At 67.1% G+C, this 14,902-nt stretch carries 15 protein-coding genes; 14 read left to right on the top strand and 1 reads right to left on the bottom strand.

Going from position 1 to position 14,902, the window contains the following annotated elements:
• The first annotated feature begins 27 nt into the window (after positions 1 to 27).
• The 7 genes from HWX14_RS15245 to asd all read left to right on the top strand — a co-directional run bounded on the left by HWX14_RS15245 (position 28) and on the right by asd (position 5,895).
• Positions 28 to 786, top strand: coding sequence for a Tat pathway signal protein (locus tag HWX14_RS15245; protein WP_175883600.1), 759 nt, complete (start codon positions 28 to 30; stop codon positions 784 to 786).
• A gap of 238 nt (positions 787 to 1,024) precedes the next feature.
• Positions 1,025 to 2,434: a 3-isopropylmalate dehydratase large subunit gene (leuC, locus tag HWX14_RS15240; protein ID WP_175883459.1), complete on the top strand. Its 1,410-nt coding sequence runs from the start codon at positions 1,025 to 1,027 to the stop codon at positions 2,432 to 2,434.
• Positions 2,435 to 2,437: 3 nt separating this feature from the next.
• Positions 2,438 to 2,584, top strand: a complete 147-nt coding sequence (locus tag HWX14_RS15235; RefSeq protein ID WP_011548098.1) for an entericidin A/B family lipoprotein — start codon at positions 2,438 to 2,440, stop codon at positions 2,582 to 2,584.
• Positions 2,585 to 2,652: 68 nt separating this feature from the next.
• A complete protein-coding gene (leuD, locus tag HWX14_RS15230; RefSeq protein WP_175883458.1) occupies positions 2,653 to 3,303 on the top strand; it encodes a 3-isopropylmalate dehydratase small subunit in 651 nt (216 codons plus the stop codon).
• 79 nt (positions 3,304 to 3,382) lie between these two features.
• Positions 3,383 to 4,450 carry a 3-isopropylmalate dehydrogenase gene (gene leuB / locus HWX14_RS15225; protein WP_011548096.1) on the top strand — a complete coding sequence of 356 codons (1,068 nt, stop codon included), beginning with the start codon at positions 3,383 to 3,385 and terminating at the stop codon, positions 4,448 to 4,450.
• 119 nt (positions 4,451 to 4,569) lie between these two features.
• Complete coding sequence (locus HWX14_RS15220; RefSeq protein ID WP_006756675.1) at positions 4,570 to 4,689, top strand: hypothetical protein; 120 nt, start codon at positions 4,570 to 4,572, stop codon at positions 4,687 to 4,689.
• 84 nt (positions 4,690 to 4,773) lie between these two features.
• Positions 4,774 to 5,895: an aspartate-semialdehyde dehydrogenase gene (gene asd, locus HWX14_RS15215; protein ID WP_012338485.1), complete on the top strand. Its 1,122-nt coding sequence runs from the start codon at positions 4,774 to 4,776 to the stop codon at positions 5,893 to 5,895.
• Between the two features lie 99 nt (positions 5,896 to 5,994).
• Here asd and flgE read toward each other — a convergent pair whose 3' ends face one another.
• Entirely contained in the window at positions 5,995 to 7,239 is a 1,245-nt protein-coding gene (flgE, locus tag HWX14_RS15210) for a flagellar hook protein FlgE (protein ID WP_175883457.1), read from the bottom strand.
• Positions 7,240 to 7,265: 26 nt separating this feature from the next.
• Between flgE and HWX14_RS15205 the strand changes: the two genes are divergently transcribed.
• The 7 genes from HWX14_RS15205 to trpA all read left to right on the top strand — a co-directional run bounded on the left by HWX14_RS15205 (position 7,266) and on the right by trpA (position 14,862).
• Positions 7,266 to 7,478 (top strand): hypothetical protein, encoded by a 213-nt coding sequence (locus HWX14_RS15205; protein ID WP_175883456.1) that lies wholly within the window; start codon positions 7,266 to 7,268, stop codon positions 7,476 to 7,478.
• A 584-nt stretch (positions 7,479 to 8,062) separates the two neighbouring features.
• On the top strand, positions 8,063 to 10,339 hold the full coding sequence (locus HWX14_RS15200; RefSeq protein WP_175883455.1) for a FimV/HubP family polar landmark protein: 2,277 nt from the start codon (positions 8,063 to 8,065) through the stop codon (positions 10,337 to 10,339).
• Positions 10,339 to 11,151 (top strand): tRNA pseudouridine(38-40) synthase TruA, encoded by an 813-nt coding sequence (gene truA, locus HWX14_RS15195; protein ID WP_175883454.1) that lies wholly within the window; start codon positions 10,339 to 10,341, stop codon positions 11,149 to 11,151. The genes HWX14_RS15200 and truA overlap by 1 nt, the downstream gene beginning before the upstream one ends.
• Complete coding sequence (locus tag HWX14_RS15190) at positions 11,148 to 11,849, top strand: phosphoribosylanthranilate isomerase (RefSeq protein ID WP_175883599.1); 702 nt, start codon at positions 11,148 to 11,150, stop codon at positions 11,847 to 11,849. Before truA ends, HWX14_RS15190 begins: the two co-directional genes overlap by 4 nt.
• Positions 11,850 to 11,903: 54 nt before the next feature.
• Positions 11,904 to 13,097 (top strand): tryptophan synthase subunit beta, encoded by a 1,194-nt coding sequence (gene trpB, locus HWX14_RS15185; RefSeq protein ID WP_011548091.1) that lies wholly within the window; start codon positions 11,904 to 11,906, stop codon positions 13,095 to 13,097.
• Between the two features lie 9 nt (positions 13,098 to 13,106).
• Positions 13,107 to 13,958 (top strand): site-specific DNA-methyltransferase, encoded by an 852-nt coding sequence (locus tag HWX14_RS15180; RefSeq protein ID WP_175883453.1) that lies wholly within the window; start codon positions 13,107 to 13,109, stop codon positions 13,956 to 13,958.
• A gap of 88 nt (positions 13,959 to 14,046) precedes the next feature.
• Positions 14,047 to 14,862, top strand: a complete 816-nt coding sequence (gene trpA / locus HWX14_RS15175) for a tryptophan synthase subunit alpha (protein WP_175883452.1) — start codon at positions 14,047 to 14,049, stop codon at positions 14,860 to 14,862.
• Positions 14,863 to 14,902 lie beyond the last annotated feature (40 nt).

Below are 14,902 nucleotides of genomic sequence, written 5' to 3'. Positions count from 1 at the left end.
TCTCATTCGAATTCCGTGACCATGACCATGACGAACCGCCGCCATTTCCTGGCTTCCACTTCGTTGCTCGCCGCATCGTGCGCCGCCGCTGCGCCCGCTTTCGCGAACGACGCGCTCGTTTCCGACGCGGAACTGCAGCGCCAGATGCTCGGCAAGCTGACCAACGAACTGAACGATCGCGCGACCGCCAGCGACGAAACCGGTTACCTGCTCGACACGTTTTTCTCGTGGACGCCGCCGACCGTCGACGCTGCCGCGATCAACACGATTGCCGCGTTCGGCTTCGGCAGTCGCGCCGGGGCCTCGGCCGCCGCGCCGGTGCCGGGCCCCGTGAACGAGGCGATCGCCGATGCGGTGTTCCAGCTCCGGCAGAAAGTCGCGGTGCCGGTGTTCGCGCAGCAGGAAGTCGCGAGCGTGCTCGCGTCGAAGTACGGATTGACGGCGGGCGTGACGTCGATCGCCACGCCCGCCGCGGCTGCCGGCAGCCTGATACCGACGCCCGACGGTATGGCCGCCGCGATCGTCAGGCAGGTCGGTTCGGCCGCGGCGCTCGGCAAGGTCGGCGTGGTCACGCATCGCGATCAGGCGTCGCTCGCCGTGCGCGCGTCGAACGCGGCGGGGATGCAGGCGGCGGTGCCGGCCGGCCTGTCGCTGCCGGGCGCCTACGATGCATCGGCCCAGCAGCCGGCGATGCGACGGCGCGACCTTTACCTGATGAGCAACGCCGGCATGCAACTGTCGATGCTGCGGCTCGCGCTGATCAATCGCGAATATCCGAACGGCTAGGCGAGGGCACGGATACGGGCATGACACGCGCAATCCCGGCGACGCGTTCGCGCGACCCTCGCGCGCCGGATCGTGCGTGCCCCGTTTTGCCGGGTAATGCCGATACAGGTATTGGCACTACCAGCCAAACCACTGTTTTTAATGGGTTTTTTCGTGTCCGGCCTGCGCCGCGGCGCGTTCTGCGTGGCATAATCGACCGCATCCGCAAGGCTTGTAGTCACAACGACCCCGCATACCCATGGCACAGACTCTCTACGACAAACTGTGGAACACCCACGTGGTCCACACCGAGGAAGACGGCACGACCCTGCTCTACATCGACCGTCAGCTGCTGCATGAAGTCACGAGCCCGCAAGCGTTCGAAGGGCTGAAGATCGCGCACCGTCCGGTGTGGCGCATCAGCGCGAACCTGGCCGTGTCGGACCACAACGTGCCGACGACGGATCGCAGCCACGGCATCGCCGATCCCGTCTCGAAGCTGCAGGTCGACACGCTCGACGCGAACTGCGACGCATTCGGCATCACGCAGTTCAAGATGAACGACGTGCGCCAGGGCATCGTCCACATCATCGGGCCGGAACAGGGCGCGACGCTGCCGGGCATGACGATCGTGTGCGGCGATTCGCATACGTCGACGCACGGCGCGTTCGGCGCGCTCGCGCACGGCATCGGCACGTCGGAAGTCGAGCACGTGCTCGCGACGCAGACGCTGCTGCAGAAGAAGAGCAAGAACATGCTCGTGAAGGTCGAGGGCGCGTTGCCGCGCGGCTGTACCGCGAAGGACATCGTGCTCGCGATCATCGGCAAGATCGGCACCGCGGGCGGCACGGGCTACGCGATCGAATTCGGCGGCTCGACCATTCGCGCGCTGACGATGGAAGGCCGCATGACCGTCTGCAACATGGCGATCGAGGCCGGCGCGCGCGCAGGCATGGTCGCGGTGGACGACACGACGATCGACTACCTGAAGGGCCGTCCGTTCGTGCCGACCGGCGCCGAATGGGATCAGGCCGTCGAATACTGGCGCCAGTTCAGGTCGGACGACGGCGCGCAGTTCGACCGCGTGGTCGAGCTGAACGCGGCCGAGATCGTCCCGCAGGTCACGTGGGGCACGTCGCCGGAAATGGTCACGTCGATCGACGGTCGCGTGCCCGATCCCGAGCGCGAGAAGGATCCGGTCAAGCGCGACGCGATGGAGCGTGCGCTGGCCTACATGGCGCTCGAGCCGAACACGCCGATCGAATCGATCAAGGTCGACAAGATCTTCATCGGCTCGTGCACGAACGCACGGATCGAGGACATCCGCGCGGCCGCGTACGTCGTGAAGAAGCTGAACCGTCGCGTCGCGTCGAACGTGCGGCTCGCGATGGTCGTGCCGGGCTCGGGCCTCGTGAAGGCGCAGGCCGAGCGCGAAGGGCTCGACAAGGTGTTCACCGATGCGGGCTTCGAATGGCGCGAGCCGGGCTGCTCGATGTGCCTCGCGATGAACGCCGACCGGCTCGATCCGGGCGAGCGCTGCGCGTCGACGTCGAACCGCAACTTCGAAGGCCGGCAGGGCGCGGGCGGTCGCACGCACCTCGTGAGCCCCGCGATGGCGGCGGCCGCGGCGATCGAAGGCCACTTCGTCGACATTCGCCAGCTGGGGTAACACGTGACGGCATCGAAGGTCATCGCGCGGCTGGTTGCCGCGCTGGCGCTGGCGGGGTTGGGCTTCGGCCTGGCCGGCTGCAATACCGTCCGAGGCTTCGGGGAAGACGTCAACGCCGCCGGCAGCGCGCTGAAGCGCGCCGCGGAGTGACGTTTCCCGCCGAGAATTTGTCGATGTGCGCCGGCTGACTGCCGGCCCTTCAACCGGATAGACGGATCATGGAAAAATTCACTGTACATACCGGCGTCGTGGCGCCGCTCGATCGCGAGAACGTCGACACCGACGCGATCATCCCGAAGCAGTTCCTGAAGTCGATCAAGCGCACGGGCTTCGGTCCGAACGCGTTCGACGAGTGGCGTTACCTCGATCACGGCGAGCCGGGCCAGGACAACTCGAAGCGCCCGCTGAACCCGGACTTCGTGCTGAACCAGCCGCGCTACCAGGGCGCATCGGTGCTGCTCGCCCGCAAGAACTTCGGCTGCGGCAGCTCGCGCGAGCACGCGCCGTGGGCGCTGCAGCAGTACGGCTTCCGCGCGATCATCGCGCCGAGCTTCGCCGACATCTTCTTCAACAACTGCTACAAGAATGGTCTGCTGCCGATCGTGCTGACCGAGCAGCAGGTCGATCACCTGTTCAACGACACTTACGCGTTCAACGGCTACGAGCTGACGATCGACCTCGACGCGCAGGTCGTGCGCGCGGGCGACGGCCGCGAGTATCCGTTCGACATCGCCGCGTTCCGCAAGTACTGCCTGCTGAACGGCTTCGACGACATCGGCCTCACGCTGCGCCACGCGGACAAGATCCGCCAGTTCGAAGCGGAGCGGCTCGTGAAGCAGCCGTGGCTCAACACCAAGCTGGTCGGCTGATATCGCCTTCGCGGCGGGCGCGCGTTGCGCGCGCTCGCCGGCCTGCCTCCATCACAATCCATCCAGTCAGGAATTTCGCATGAAGATTGCAGTGCTGCCCGGCGACGGCATCGGTCCGGAAATCGTCAATGAAGCGGTGAAGGTGCTGAACGCACTCGACGAGAAGTTCGAACTCGAACAGGCGCCGGTCGGCGGCGCGGGCTACGAGGCGAGCGGCCATCCGCTGCCCGACGCGACGCTGGCGCTCGCGAAGCAGGCCGACGCGATCCTGTTCGGCGCGGTCGGCGACTGGAAGTACGACTCGCTGGAGCGCGCGTTGCGCCCCGAGCAGGCGATCCTCGGGCTGCGCAAGCACCTCGAGCTGTTCGCGAACTTCCGTCCGGCGATCTGCTATCCGCAGCTCGTCGATGCCTCGCCGTTGAAGCCGGAGCTCGTCGCGGGCCTCGACATCCTGATCGTGCGCGAACTGAACGGCGACATCTACTTCGGCCAGCCGCGCGGCGTGCGCGCGGCGCCGGACGGCCCGTTCGCCGGCGAGCGCGAAGGCTTCGACACGATGCGCTATTCGGAGCCGGAAGTGCGCCGCATCGCGCATGTCGCGTTCCAGGCCGCGCAAAAGCGCGCGAAGAAGCTGCTGTCGGTCGACAAGTCGAACGTGCTGGAGACGTCGCAGTTCTGGCGCGACATCATGATCGACGTGTCGAAGGAATACGCGGACGTCGAGCTGTCGCACATGTACGTCGACAACGCGGCGATGCAGCTCGCGAAGGCGCCGAAGCAGTTCGACGTGATCGTCACCGGCAACATGTTCGGCGACATCCTGTCGGACGAAGCGTCGATGCTGACGGGCTCGATCGGCATGCTGCCGTCGGCGTCGCTCGACAAGCACAACAAGGGGCTGTACGAGCCGTCGCACGGTTCGGCGCCGGACATCGCGGGCAAGGGCATCGCGAACCCGCTCGCGACGATCCTGTCGGCCGCGATGCTGCTGCGTTACTCGCTGAATCGCGCCGAGCAGGCCGATCGCATCGAGCGCGCGGTGAAAACGGTGCTCGAACAGGGTTACCGTACCGGCGACATCGCGACGCCCGGCTGCAAGCAGGTCGGCACGGCCGCGATGGGCGATGCGGTGGTTGCCGCGCTGTAAGCGGACGGAAATGAAGTCCGGTAATTAAGATGAAAAGGGCGCGAACGGGCCGGAAAAATCGGCCGGTTCGCGCACCGTTGGCCGTTGTGCGGGCCAGCGGCTTTGTGTAGACTCGAACGATGGCGCTGATTTCCCTGATCTCCCCGGTCCTGAAACTCCACGGCAACACTGCCCGTGCGGGTGCGCGCGCCATCGTCATCACGAAAACCATTACCACGAAAACGATCATTAAACGCTGATCGCCGTCGTGCCCGCCTGTTTCCCCGCGCGGTCACGCGGGGACGGAAATGGCGGGGAAGCTCCATTCAAGCAAAGGGTTAGTCATGAACGTAGGTCTCGTAGGTTGGCGCGGCATGGTCGGCAGCGTCCTGATGCAGCGCATGCAGGAAGAGGGCGATTTCGACCTGATCGAACCGGTGTTCTTCAGCACCAGCAACACGGGCGGCAAGGCGCCGTCGTTCGCGAAAAACGAGACCACGCTCAAGGACGCGACCAACGTCGACGAGCTGAAGAAGTGCGACGTGATCATCACGTGCCAGGGCGGCGACTACACGAACGACGTGTTCCCGAAGCTGCGCGCGGCCGGCTGGAACGGCTACTGGATCGACGCGGCATCGTCGCTGCGGATGCAGGACGACGCGGTCATCATTCTCGATCCGGTCAACCTCGACGTGATCAAGGACGCGCTCGTCAAGGGCACGAAGAACTTCATCGGCGGCAACTGCACGGTCAGCCTGATGCTGATGGCGCTCGGCGGCCTGTTCCGCGAGAACCTCGTCGACTGGATCACCGCGATGACGTACCAGGCCGCATCGGGCGCGGGCGCGCAGAACATGCGCGAGCTGCTGTCGCAGATGGGCACGCTGAACGGCGCGGTGCAGGAACAGCTCGCCGATCCGGCTTCCGCGATCCTCGACATCGACCGCCGCGTGCTGGCCGCGATGAACAGCGATGCGATGCCGACGAGCCACTTCGGCGTGCCGCTCGCCGGTTCGCTGATTCCGTGGATCGACAAGGATCTCGGCAACGGGATGTCGAAGGAAGAGTGGAAGGGCGGCGCGGAAACCAACAAGATTCTCGGCAAGCCGGCGATGGGCGAGCCGGGCTCGATCCCGGTCGACGGCCTGTGCGTGCGGATCGGCGCGATGCGCTGCCACTCGCAGGCGCTGACGATCAAGCTGAAGAAGGACGTGCCGCTCGACGAGATCAACGGCATCCTCGCATCGGCGAACGACTGGGTGAAGGTCGTGCCGAACGAGCGCGAAGCGTCGATGCGCGACCTGTCGCCGGCGAAGATCACCGGCACGCTGTCGGTGCCGGTCGGCCGACTGCGCAAGCTCGCGATGGGCGGCGAATACCTGTCGGCGTTCACGGTCGGCGACCAACTGCTGTGGGGCGCGGCCGAGCCGCTGCGCCGCATGCTGCGCATCCTGCTCGACAAGTAAGCACGTTGCCTGTCCGGCCCGCGGGCCGGGCTGCACGACACGACGCGCCGCGTTGGCCTCGAGATTCGGGGCCGGCGCGGCGCGTTTTTCATGGGCGGTTCAGCGCAGGTTCAGCAGCGTCTGATCGACCGCCTGCTGGGTCTTGATCGTCTGCGCGTTCGCCTGGTAATTGCGCTGCGCGGTGATCAGGTTCACGAGCTCGGTCGTCAGGTTGACGTTCGCGTTTTCCAGCGCGCTGCCCTGCAGCGTGCCGTGGTTCGTGCTGCCAGGCGCTGAGACTTGCGGCACGCCCGACGCGGCCGTTTCCGCATACTGGTTGCCGCCGATGTTCACGAGCCCGTTCGGGTTGTTGAAGTTCGCGAGCGCGATCAGGCCGAGCACCGCGCTCTGGCCGTTCGAGTAGTTGCCGGTGAGCTTGCCGTCGGTGCCGATCGAGAACGTCGTCAGCGTGCCGCTCGCGAAGCCGTCCTGCGCGAGATTGTTCACGCCGTCCTTGCCGCCGTACTGCGTCGTGCCGCCCAGGTCGAGCGTCAGGTTCTGCGGATTGGCGCCGCCCGCCGTGTTCGGGATCGGGAACGCGAACTGGCCGAGGCTCGCGGTCGGCAGGCCGGTCGCGGCCGATGTCGTCGAGCTGATCCGGCCCGATGCGTCGAACGTGACGGTGCCGAGATTCGTCGGCGTCTGGCCCTGCAGGCCCGCGTAGGCCTGCCACGTGCTGGCCGCGCTCTTCGCGAAGTACATCGCGACCTGTTGCGAGCCGCCGAGCGTGTCGTAGACCTGGATCGACGTGTTGTAGTTGTACGTCGTGTTGTCGGTCGCGTTGAACGGGGTCTTGGTCGGCACCTTGTCCTGCGCGTTCAGGTTGAACTGGCCGGTGATCTTGTTCGTCGCGCGCGGCGCGATGTTGCTGGTCGGCGCCTGCAGCGGCACGGTCTGCGCGGTGTTGATCACGCCGCCGGCGGCTGCCGCATAACCCATCAGGTTGCGGCCTTGCGCGTTGACGATCGCGCCGTTCTTGTCGCGGTGGAACGTGCCGTCGCGCGAGTACGTGGTCACGCCGTTGCTCGACATCTGGAAGAAGCCGTTGCCGTTGATCGCAACGTCGAGCGACGACTTCGTCGAATTGATCGTCCCCTGGCCGAAATTCTGCTGCACCGACGCGAGCCGCGTGCCGATGCCGATCTGCGTGTTGACCGACGTCGCGACAGAATTCGCGTACATGTCGGCGAAGTTCGCGCGTCCCTGCTTGAAGCCGACCGTGTTTGCGTTCGCGATGTTGTTGCCGATCACGTCGAGATTGCTCGACGCGCCGGCCAACCCGCTCAAACCCTGCTGATAGCCCATGTTCGGTCCCCGTAACGAGCTGGTGAGTGAATGCAGTCGTGCGACTGCGCGATGGCCCTCCGGTACTTCACGGCATCAGCCCGGCCGCGCGCGGCCGCCTTTCCGGCATGTGCAGGCGCGAGGTCGAAATGTGCCGATTCCTGTTTGAAGGCGATCGTATCGACGGCGGTTATCAGGTCTGTGTAATTTTGTGTAATGCAATTGAATTGATGCAGAAACGATCGCTTTTGTATGGGTAATGGATCGTGCGGGATGCGGCGAAAGCCTTATGGGGCGGGGCTTTGGATGTGTGGATTTTCATTTCTCCGATAAGAGGCGGAAATTGCCTTCTTATCGACGAATTGGAATTGACTGGAGCGGGATTGATCGCCGGTCGGGATTTGTTTTGATTTTCCGGCTGTTAAATTCGTTAACGGCGGGCGGGATGGATCGTTGAGGCGGCGTTGGCGATTCTGTCGTCTGGGTCCTGCGTCCTGCGGCGGCTGCCCGCTGAGCGCCGGAAAACCGCGGCATTCGAAGCGGGCGATGTTGCCGCGAGACGATTTTCGACAGCGCGCGCAGGTTCGTTTCGATCGATCGATCGGATGCATGGGCTGCGGCCGGCGGGGCCCGCGCGATGCGAGTGCCTGATCGCGCTCGGTTGCACCTGTCGGAGACGAATTCGGCCGGAACGCGATCGTGTGAAGTAAACTACGCGGTTACGACGCACAGACCCGCCGAAAGCGTCGCGTTCCGCGCGACGCTTTTGCATTTCTGCAGCCACTTTATTGACGCTTCCAACCGCGAATCCGAGCCGCGCCCGCGCGCGGCGATAGAGCCAACGATGTCCCGAATTTCCTTGTTTCCGCGTCAGTCCCGTCTGTCGCGCGCCGTGCGTGGCGCGCTGGCGATCCTGGCGCTCGGCGCAGCCGCATCGGCCTGGGCAGTAGGCACCGGCGACCTGCCGGCATCCGCCGCCGGCGCTGCTGCCGCCGCACCGCTCGCCGTGACGGTCCAGCCGGGCCAGTCGCTGAACGACATCGCGAAAGCGGCCACGCAATCGCACGACCCGGCCGTGCTCGCGCGCGCGGGCCGTGCGCTGTTCGACGCCAATCCGCAGGCGTTCATGAAGCGCGATGCGAGCCGCCTGAAAGTCGGCGCGACGCTGACCGTGCCAGCGCTCGACGCGACCGGCGCGGCGCTCGCGCCGGCCGGTGCATCCGCTGCGTCCGGTACGACGGCCGCTTCCGCGCCCGCCGCCGCATCATCGGGCGGGGCGGCGATCGCGCAGCATGGCGCAACCGCGCCGCTTCCCGGCTCGGCCGCGCAACCTGCGCCAGTGGCGCCGGCCGTGCATGCGGCTCCGGTGAGCGGGGCGAGTGCCGCGACGGCGGCGGGGGTGTCGGCTTCGAGCGGTGCGTTGGCTTCGAGCGGCGCGTCGGCCGCACATGGCGCGTCGGCTGTCGACAGCACGCAGCCGGCGGCGCCCGCAAACGGTGCAAGCGGCCCCCATGTGTGGAGCGGTGCGATCCAGTCGGCGCCGCCGTCCGCGAGCGAGGCCGCGGGGCAGTCGGTGCCGGGCAGCCCGGTTTCCGGCGTGCACGAACCGGCCGGCGCGGCGCCTGCCGTGGGGGCGTCGCAGCCGCGGCCGTCGAGCCTGCAGCAATTGCTGGCATTGAAGAACCGCGTGCTGATGGAGTTGCAGAAGCACGGTATCGGCAAGCCGGCGACGACGACTGGCGTCGCACCTGCTCCGGCGCCCGCTGCGCCGCGTCCGTCCGCGAGTGAAGCGGGTGCATCGGCTGCTGCATCGGCGGCGGACGAAGCCGCGTCGGGTGTGGCAGCGAGTGCGCCGCAACCGGCCTCGGCTTCCGTGCAACCGGTCGCGCCCGTCGCGACACCGGCACGTCGAACCGAACAAATCGACTGGCGCCCGGCCGCCGCGGCCGGCGCTGCGGTGATCGTGCTCGCGGCCGGCTTCGCATGGCGCAAGCGCCGGAAGGCTCGCCGCGCGGACGAGGCGGGCACCGCTGCGACTGCTGCCGCAGCAGGCGGGGCCGCGGCTGCGGAAGCGGATGCCGCGCCGTCCATCGAACGCGAACTGCCGATCACGCCCGAGATGCCGGTCGCCCGCGATGCGGCGTCCGACATGAATCTCGCCGCGGCGACTGCCGCTGCGGCGGAGACGATCGAGCCGCCCGCCGCGGACCCATCTCCTGCGCCTGACGTGACGGCGCCGCGCGACGAGTCGCCCGAATTGCCGCCTGCAGAAGCGGAAGCCGCGCCGTCCGTCGAACGCGAGCTGCCGATCACGCCCGAGATGCCGGTCGCACGCGATGCGGCGTCCGACATGAGTCTCGCCGCGGCGACTGCCGCTGCGGCGGAGACGGTCGAGCCGCCCGCAGTGGACACATCGCCCGCAAACGACGCGACTCCGGTTCCGGCTGACGCTCCGCACGACGCAGAGCCGGCGGAAAAAACCACTACCGCCGACAAGCCGGCCGAGCCGACCGCCGCATCCGTCGCCCCTTCGACAACCGAAGCACAGCACGCGACGCTGATGCAGAACGCGATCAGCGCGCTCAACAGTCTCGACATGCCGTTGCCGCCGCGGGCGGCGGACGAGCCGTCGTCGACGGTGGCGGAACCGTCTGCGCACGCACCGCAGTCCGACGTCGATAAAATCGCAACTAACGGTCAATCCGCCCAGCACCCGCCGATGGGTTCGGCAGAAACGACACCGGACCATCCGGCCGACCAGAAAGACGAGTACCAGGACGACGAGTTCGACTGGGATCCGGACGCGGCGACGCCCGCTGGCCAAGCGGGCAGCCCGCCTGCGACGACGTCGCTGCCGCCGCTCGGCGGCGCGCAGTTCGGCGCGTTGAAGCTCGATTTCGATCTCGACCTGCCGTCCACGCCGGGCGCCGCGCTGCCCGCGCTCACCGCGGACGAGCTCGCGCGCATCGCCCGCAACAAGCTCGACCTCGCGGCCGAATACGTCGAACTGGGCGACCTGTCCGGCGCGCGGACGCTGCTGCAGGAAGTGGTCGACGCGAACGACGCCGCGACGCGCGACGATGCACGCGCGCTGCTCGCGAAACTGGCGGACGAGGCGTGATGCGGATCGCACTGGGCATCCAGTACGACGGCGCGGCGTTCTGCGGCTGGCAGGCGCAGCCGCACGGCAAGACCGTGCAGGACCGGCTCGAACATGCGCTGGCCGAGTTCGCGCGGGCGCCGCTGCACACGACGGTGGCGGGGCGCACCGACACCGGCGTGCACGGGCTCGGCCAAGTCGTGCATTTCGACACGGGCCTCGAGCGCGAAGTGTTCTCGTGGGTGCGCGGCACCAACGCGTTCCTGCCGCCGACCGTGTCGGTGCAATGGGCGAAGCCGATGCCGGACACGTTCCATGCGCGCTTCTCGGCGTTCGAGCGCACCTATTACTACGCGCTGTACGTGCATCCGGTACGTTCGCCGATGCTGGCCGGGCGCGCGGGCTGGATCCACACGCCGCTCGACGACGACGCGATGCGCGCCGCCGCCGCGCACCTGATCGGCGAGCACGATTTTTCGTCGTTCCGGTCGTCGGAATGCCAGTCGAAGACGCCGGTCAAACACCTGTATCAGATCGACGTGCGGCGCGCCGGGCATTTCATCCATTTCCGCTTCCGCGCGAACGCGTTCCTGCATCACATGGTGCGCAACCTGATGGGCTGCCTCGTCGCGGTCGGGCGCGGCCGCTATCCGGCCGACTGGCTCGCCGACGTGCTGGCCGGCCGCGACCGCAACCTCGCGGCGCCCACGTTCATGGCCGACGGGCTGTACCTCGCCCACGTCGGCTACCCGGCGGAATTCGCCGTCCCGCCCGCGCAGCTCGGCAGCGTGCCGTGGAGCAGCGTCTGGGCGGATCTGGACCCACAAACATGACGGAGCACGCCGTGTCTTCTTCGACTTCCGCCGCGGCCGGCCTGCCGCCGCGCACGCGCATCAAGCTGTGCGGGCTGTCGCGCCCCGAGGACGTGCTGCATGCGGCGGCGCTGGGCGCCGATGCGATCGGCCTCGTGTTCTACCCGAAGAGCCCGCGCGCGGTGACGATCGCGCAGGCGGCCGAGCTGGCGAGCCTGGCGCCGCCGTTCGTGTCGGTGGTCGGGCTGTTCGTGAATGCGACCGAAGCCGAGATCGAAGCCGTCGTGCGCGACGTGCCGCTCACGATGCTGCAGCTGCACGGCGACGAGACGCCGGCGCAGTGCGACGCGCTCGGCCGCGCGGCCCGCCTGCCGTGGCTGCGCGCGGTGCGCGTCGGCCCCTCGACGCAGCGCGCCGATTTGGTAGAATCGGCTCTTCATTATTCGAAAGCGCGCGGCCTCCTGTTCGACACTTTGGTGCCGGATTACGGCGGTAGCGGCAAGGTCTTCGATTGGTCTCTTATTCCCGCAGAGCTCGCGCGTCGGGTCGTTTTGAGTGGTGGCTTGAACGCGCAAAACGTCGGTGATGCGATCCGCCAGCTGCGTCCGTTTGCTGTCGATGTCTCGAGTGGCATCGAAGTGGAGGGCGCGAAGGGCGTGAAGGATCACGCCCGGATGGCGGCGTTCGTACGCGCGGTGCGCGAAGCGGACGCCGGGTGATGCAAGCCGGTGCGGCCCCCACAGCGGGCGCACCGACCGATCGAGAGAGACATCATGTACAACCTTCCTGATGATCGCGGCCATTTCGGCCCGTATGGCGGCGTGTTCGTCGCCGAGACGCTGATTCACGCGCTGGACGAACTGCGCGCGGCGTATGAAAAGTTCCAGAACGATCCCGACTTCGTCGCCGAATTCGAGCGCGAGCTGAAGTATTTCGTCGGCCGCCCGTCGCCGATCTATCACGCGCAGCGCTGGAGCGAGATGCTCGGCGGCGCGCAGATCTACCTGAAGCGCGAAGACCTGAACCACACGGGCGCGCACAAGATCAACAACGTGATCGGCCAGGCGCTGCTCGCGAAGCGCATGGGCAAGAAGCGCGTGATCGCGGAAACGGGCGCCGGCCAGCACGGCGTCGCGACCGCGACGATCTGCGCGCGCTTCGGGATGGAGTGCGTCGTCTACATGGGCTCGGAGGACGTGCGCCGGCAGGCCGCGAACGTCTACCGGATGAAGCTGCTCGGAGCTACGGTCGTGCCGGTCGAATCGGGTTCGCGCACGCTGAAGGACGCGCTGAACGAAGCGATGCGCGACTGGGTCACGAACATCGAAAGCACGTTCTACATCATCGGCACGGTCGCGGGCCCGCACCCGTACCCGATGATGGTGCGCGACTTCCAGCGCGTGATCGGCGACGAATGCAAGGTGCAGATGCCCGAACTCGCCGGCCGCCAGCCGGACGCCGTGATCGCGTGCGTCGGCGGCGGCTCGAACGCGATGGGCATCTTCTATCCGTACATCGACGATACGTCGGTGCAGCTGATCGGCGTCGAAGCGGCCGGCGACGGCCTCGACACGGGCCATCACGCGGCCTCGCTGATCGCCGGCAGCCCCGGCGTGCTGCACGGCAACCGCACCTACCTGCTGCAGGACGACAACGGCCAGATCATCGAGACGCATTCGGTGTCGGCGGGCCTCGACTATCCGGGCGTCGGCCCCGAGCACGCATGGCTGAAGGACAGCGGCCGCGCGCAGTACGTGCCGATCACCGACGCGGAAGCGTTGAAGGCGTTCCACGACTGCTGCCGGATCGAGGGGATCATTCCCGCGCTCGAGTCGAGCCACGCGATCGCGTATGGCGTGAAGCTCGCGCCGACGTTGCCGAAGGACAAGCTCCTGCTCGTCAACCTGTCGGGCCGCGGCGACAAGGACATGCACACGGTCGCCGAGCGATCGGGCATCGAACTCTGACCCCGACCGATGCGTGACCTGATCGAAGAGCCGGGCGGCGGCGCCGCGAGCGAGGCGGAGGCGGTTCAGCCCGCCGCTGTCGCGCCGCGCGCGCTGCCGTCCGGTATCCAGCTTCACAACCGCGATTTCCTGACCGATGCCGCGCACCTGCCGGACGCGTCGATCGACCTGATCGTCGCCGATCCGCCGTACGGGCTCGGCAAGGACTACGGCAACGATTCGGACAAGCGTTCGGGCGACGACTTTCTCGCGTGGACGCGCGAGTGGCTCGAACTCGCGATTCCGAAGCTGAAGCCGAGCGGGTCGATGTACATCTTCTGCACGTGGCAGTACGCGCCGGAAATCTTCAGTTTCCTGAAGACGCAGCTCACGATGGTCAACGAGATCATCTGGGACCGGCGCGTGCCGAGCATGGGCGGCACGACGCGCCGTTTCACGTCGGTGCACGACAACATCGGCTTTTTCGCGGTTTCCAAGGCGTATTACTTCGATCTCGATCCGGTCCGCATCCCGTACGACGCCGATACGAAGAAGGCCCGCTCGCGCAAGCTGTTCGAAGGCAGCAAGTGGCTGGAGATGGGCTACAACCCGAAGGACGTCTGGTCGGTCTCGCGCCTGCATCGGCAGCACGCGGAGCGCGTCGATCATCCGACCCAGAAGCCGCTGGAAATCATCGAGCGGATGGTGCTCGCAAGCTGCCCGCCGGGCGGCCGCGTGCTCGATCCGTTCATGGGCAGCGGCACGACCGCGGTGGCCTGCGCACGGCAGGGGCGCGACTTCGTCGGCTACGAGATCAACGAAAGCTATTGTGCGATCGCGCACGAGCGCGTGAGCGCGCTCGCCGCGCCGGCGTGCGCGTGAATCGCGCCGCCGCATCGCCGAATGCTGCTTTGCATGGGACCGGAGTAAGCGCTAAAGCGCTAACTCCGGTCGACATAGGAAAATTATCATGAATCGTATTCAGCAGACCTTCGCCGCGCTCGCCGAACAAGGCCGTAAGGGCCTGATCCCGTTCATCACGGCCGGCGACCCCGATCCCGCGAAAACCGTCGAATTCATGCACGCGCTCGCCGCAGGCGGTGCCGACGTGATCGAACTCGGCGTGCCGTTCTCGGACCCGATGGCCGACGGCCCGGTGATCCAGCGCTCGTCGGAACGCGCGCTCGCGCGCGGCGTCACGTTGAAGAGCGTGCTCGCCGACGTGAAGCGTTTTCGCGAAACCGACCCCAAAACCCCCGTCGTGCTGATGGGTTATGCGAACCCGATCGAACGGATGGGCGTCGACACGTTCGCGGCCGAAGCGCATGCGGCCGGCGTCGACGGCGTGCTGGTGGTCGACTATCCGCCGGAAGAGGCGGGCGTGTTCGCCGAGAAAATGCGTGCCGCGCAGATCGATCCGATCTTCCTGCTCGCGCCCACGTCGACCGACGAACGCATCGCCGACGTCGGCAAGATCGCGAGCGGCTACGTGTATTACGTGTCGCTCAAGGGCGTGACCGGCGCGGGAAATCTGGATGTTTCGAGCATTGCAGGTAAAATCCCGGCCATCAAGTCGCGCGTGCCGGTTCCGGTGGGCGTCGGCTTCGGCATCCGCGACGCCGAAACGGCGCGCGCGGTGGCCGAAGTGTCGGACGCCGTCGTGATCGGCAGCCGCCTCGTGCAGCTGCTCGAAAGCGCCGCGCCGGAAGCTGCCGCCGCCGCGTTGAAGACTTTCATCGCCGAGCTGCGTGCCGCGCTGGACGGCGCGGGCAAGACGGCGCGATAAACACAACAGGAAGCGGGCGGGCCTTGCGGCTCGTCGCGCC

The sequence above is a fragment of the Burkholderia sp. BCC0044 genome, from assembly GCF_902832955.1.
In the GTDB taxonomy this organism is placed as follows: domain Bacteria; phylum Pseudomonadota; class Gammaproteobacteria; order Burkholderiales; family Burkholderiaceae; genus Burkholderia.
Note: the sequence above shows the minus strand (reverse complement) of the source record. Positions and strands in the feature narration are given on the sequence as shown.

Coding starts and splice junctions, on each gene's coding strand:
- HWX14_RS15245 (WP_175883600.1), top strand. CDS start 28: ATGACGAACCGCCGCCATTTCCTGGCTTCCACTTCGTTGCTCGCCGCA.
- leuC (WP_175883459.1), top strand. CDS start 1,025: ATGGCACAGACTCTCTACGACAAACTGTGGAACACCCACGTGGTCCAC.
- leuD (WP_175883458.1), top strand. CDS start 2,653: ATGGAAAAATTCACTGTACATACCGGCGTCGTGGCGCCGCTCGATCGC.
- leuB (WP_011548096.1), top strand. CDS start 3,383: ATGAAGATTGCAGTGCTGCCCGGCGACGGCATCGGTCCGGAAATCGTC.
- HWX14_RS15220 (WP_006756675.1), top strand. CDS start 4,570: ATGGCGCTGATTTCCCTGATCTCCCCGGTCCTGAAACTCCACGGCAAC.
- asd (WP_012338485.1), top strand. CDS start 4,774: ATGAACGTAGGTCTCGTAGGTTGGCGCGGCATGGTCGGCAGCGTCCTG.
- flgE (WP_175883457.1), bottom strand. CDS start 7,239: ATGGGCTATCAGCAGGGTTTGAGCGGGTTGGCCGGCGCGTCGAGCAAT.
- HWX14_RS15200 (WP_175883455.1), top strand. CDS start 8,063: ATGTCCCGAATTTCCTTGTTTCCGCGTCAGTCCCGTCTGTCGCGCGCC.
- truA (WP_175883454.1), top strand. CDS start 10,339: ATGCGGATCGCACTGGGCATCCAGTACGACGGCGCGGCGTTCTGCGGC.
- HWX14_RS15190 (WP_175883599.1), top strand. CDS start 11,148: ATGACGGAGCACGCCGTGTCTTCTTCGACTTCCGCCGCGGCCGGCCTG.
- trpB (WP_011548091.1), top strand. CDS start 11,904: ATGTACAACCTTCCTGATGATCGCGGCCATTTCGGCCCGTATGGCGGC.
- HWX14_RS15180 (WP_175883453.1), top strand. CDS start 13,107: ATGCGTGACCTGATCGAAGAGCCGGGCGGCGGCGCCGCGAGCGAGGCG.
- trpA (WP_175883452.1), top strand. CDS start 14,047: ATGAATCGTATTCAGCAGACCTTCGCCGCGCTCGCCGAACAAGGCCGT.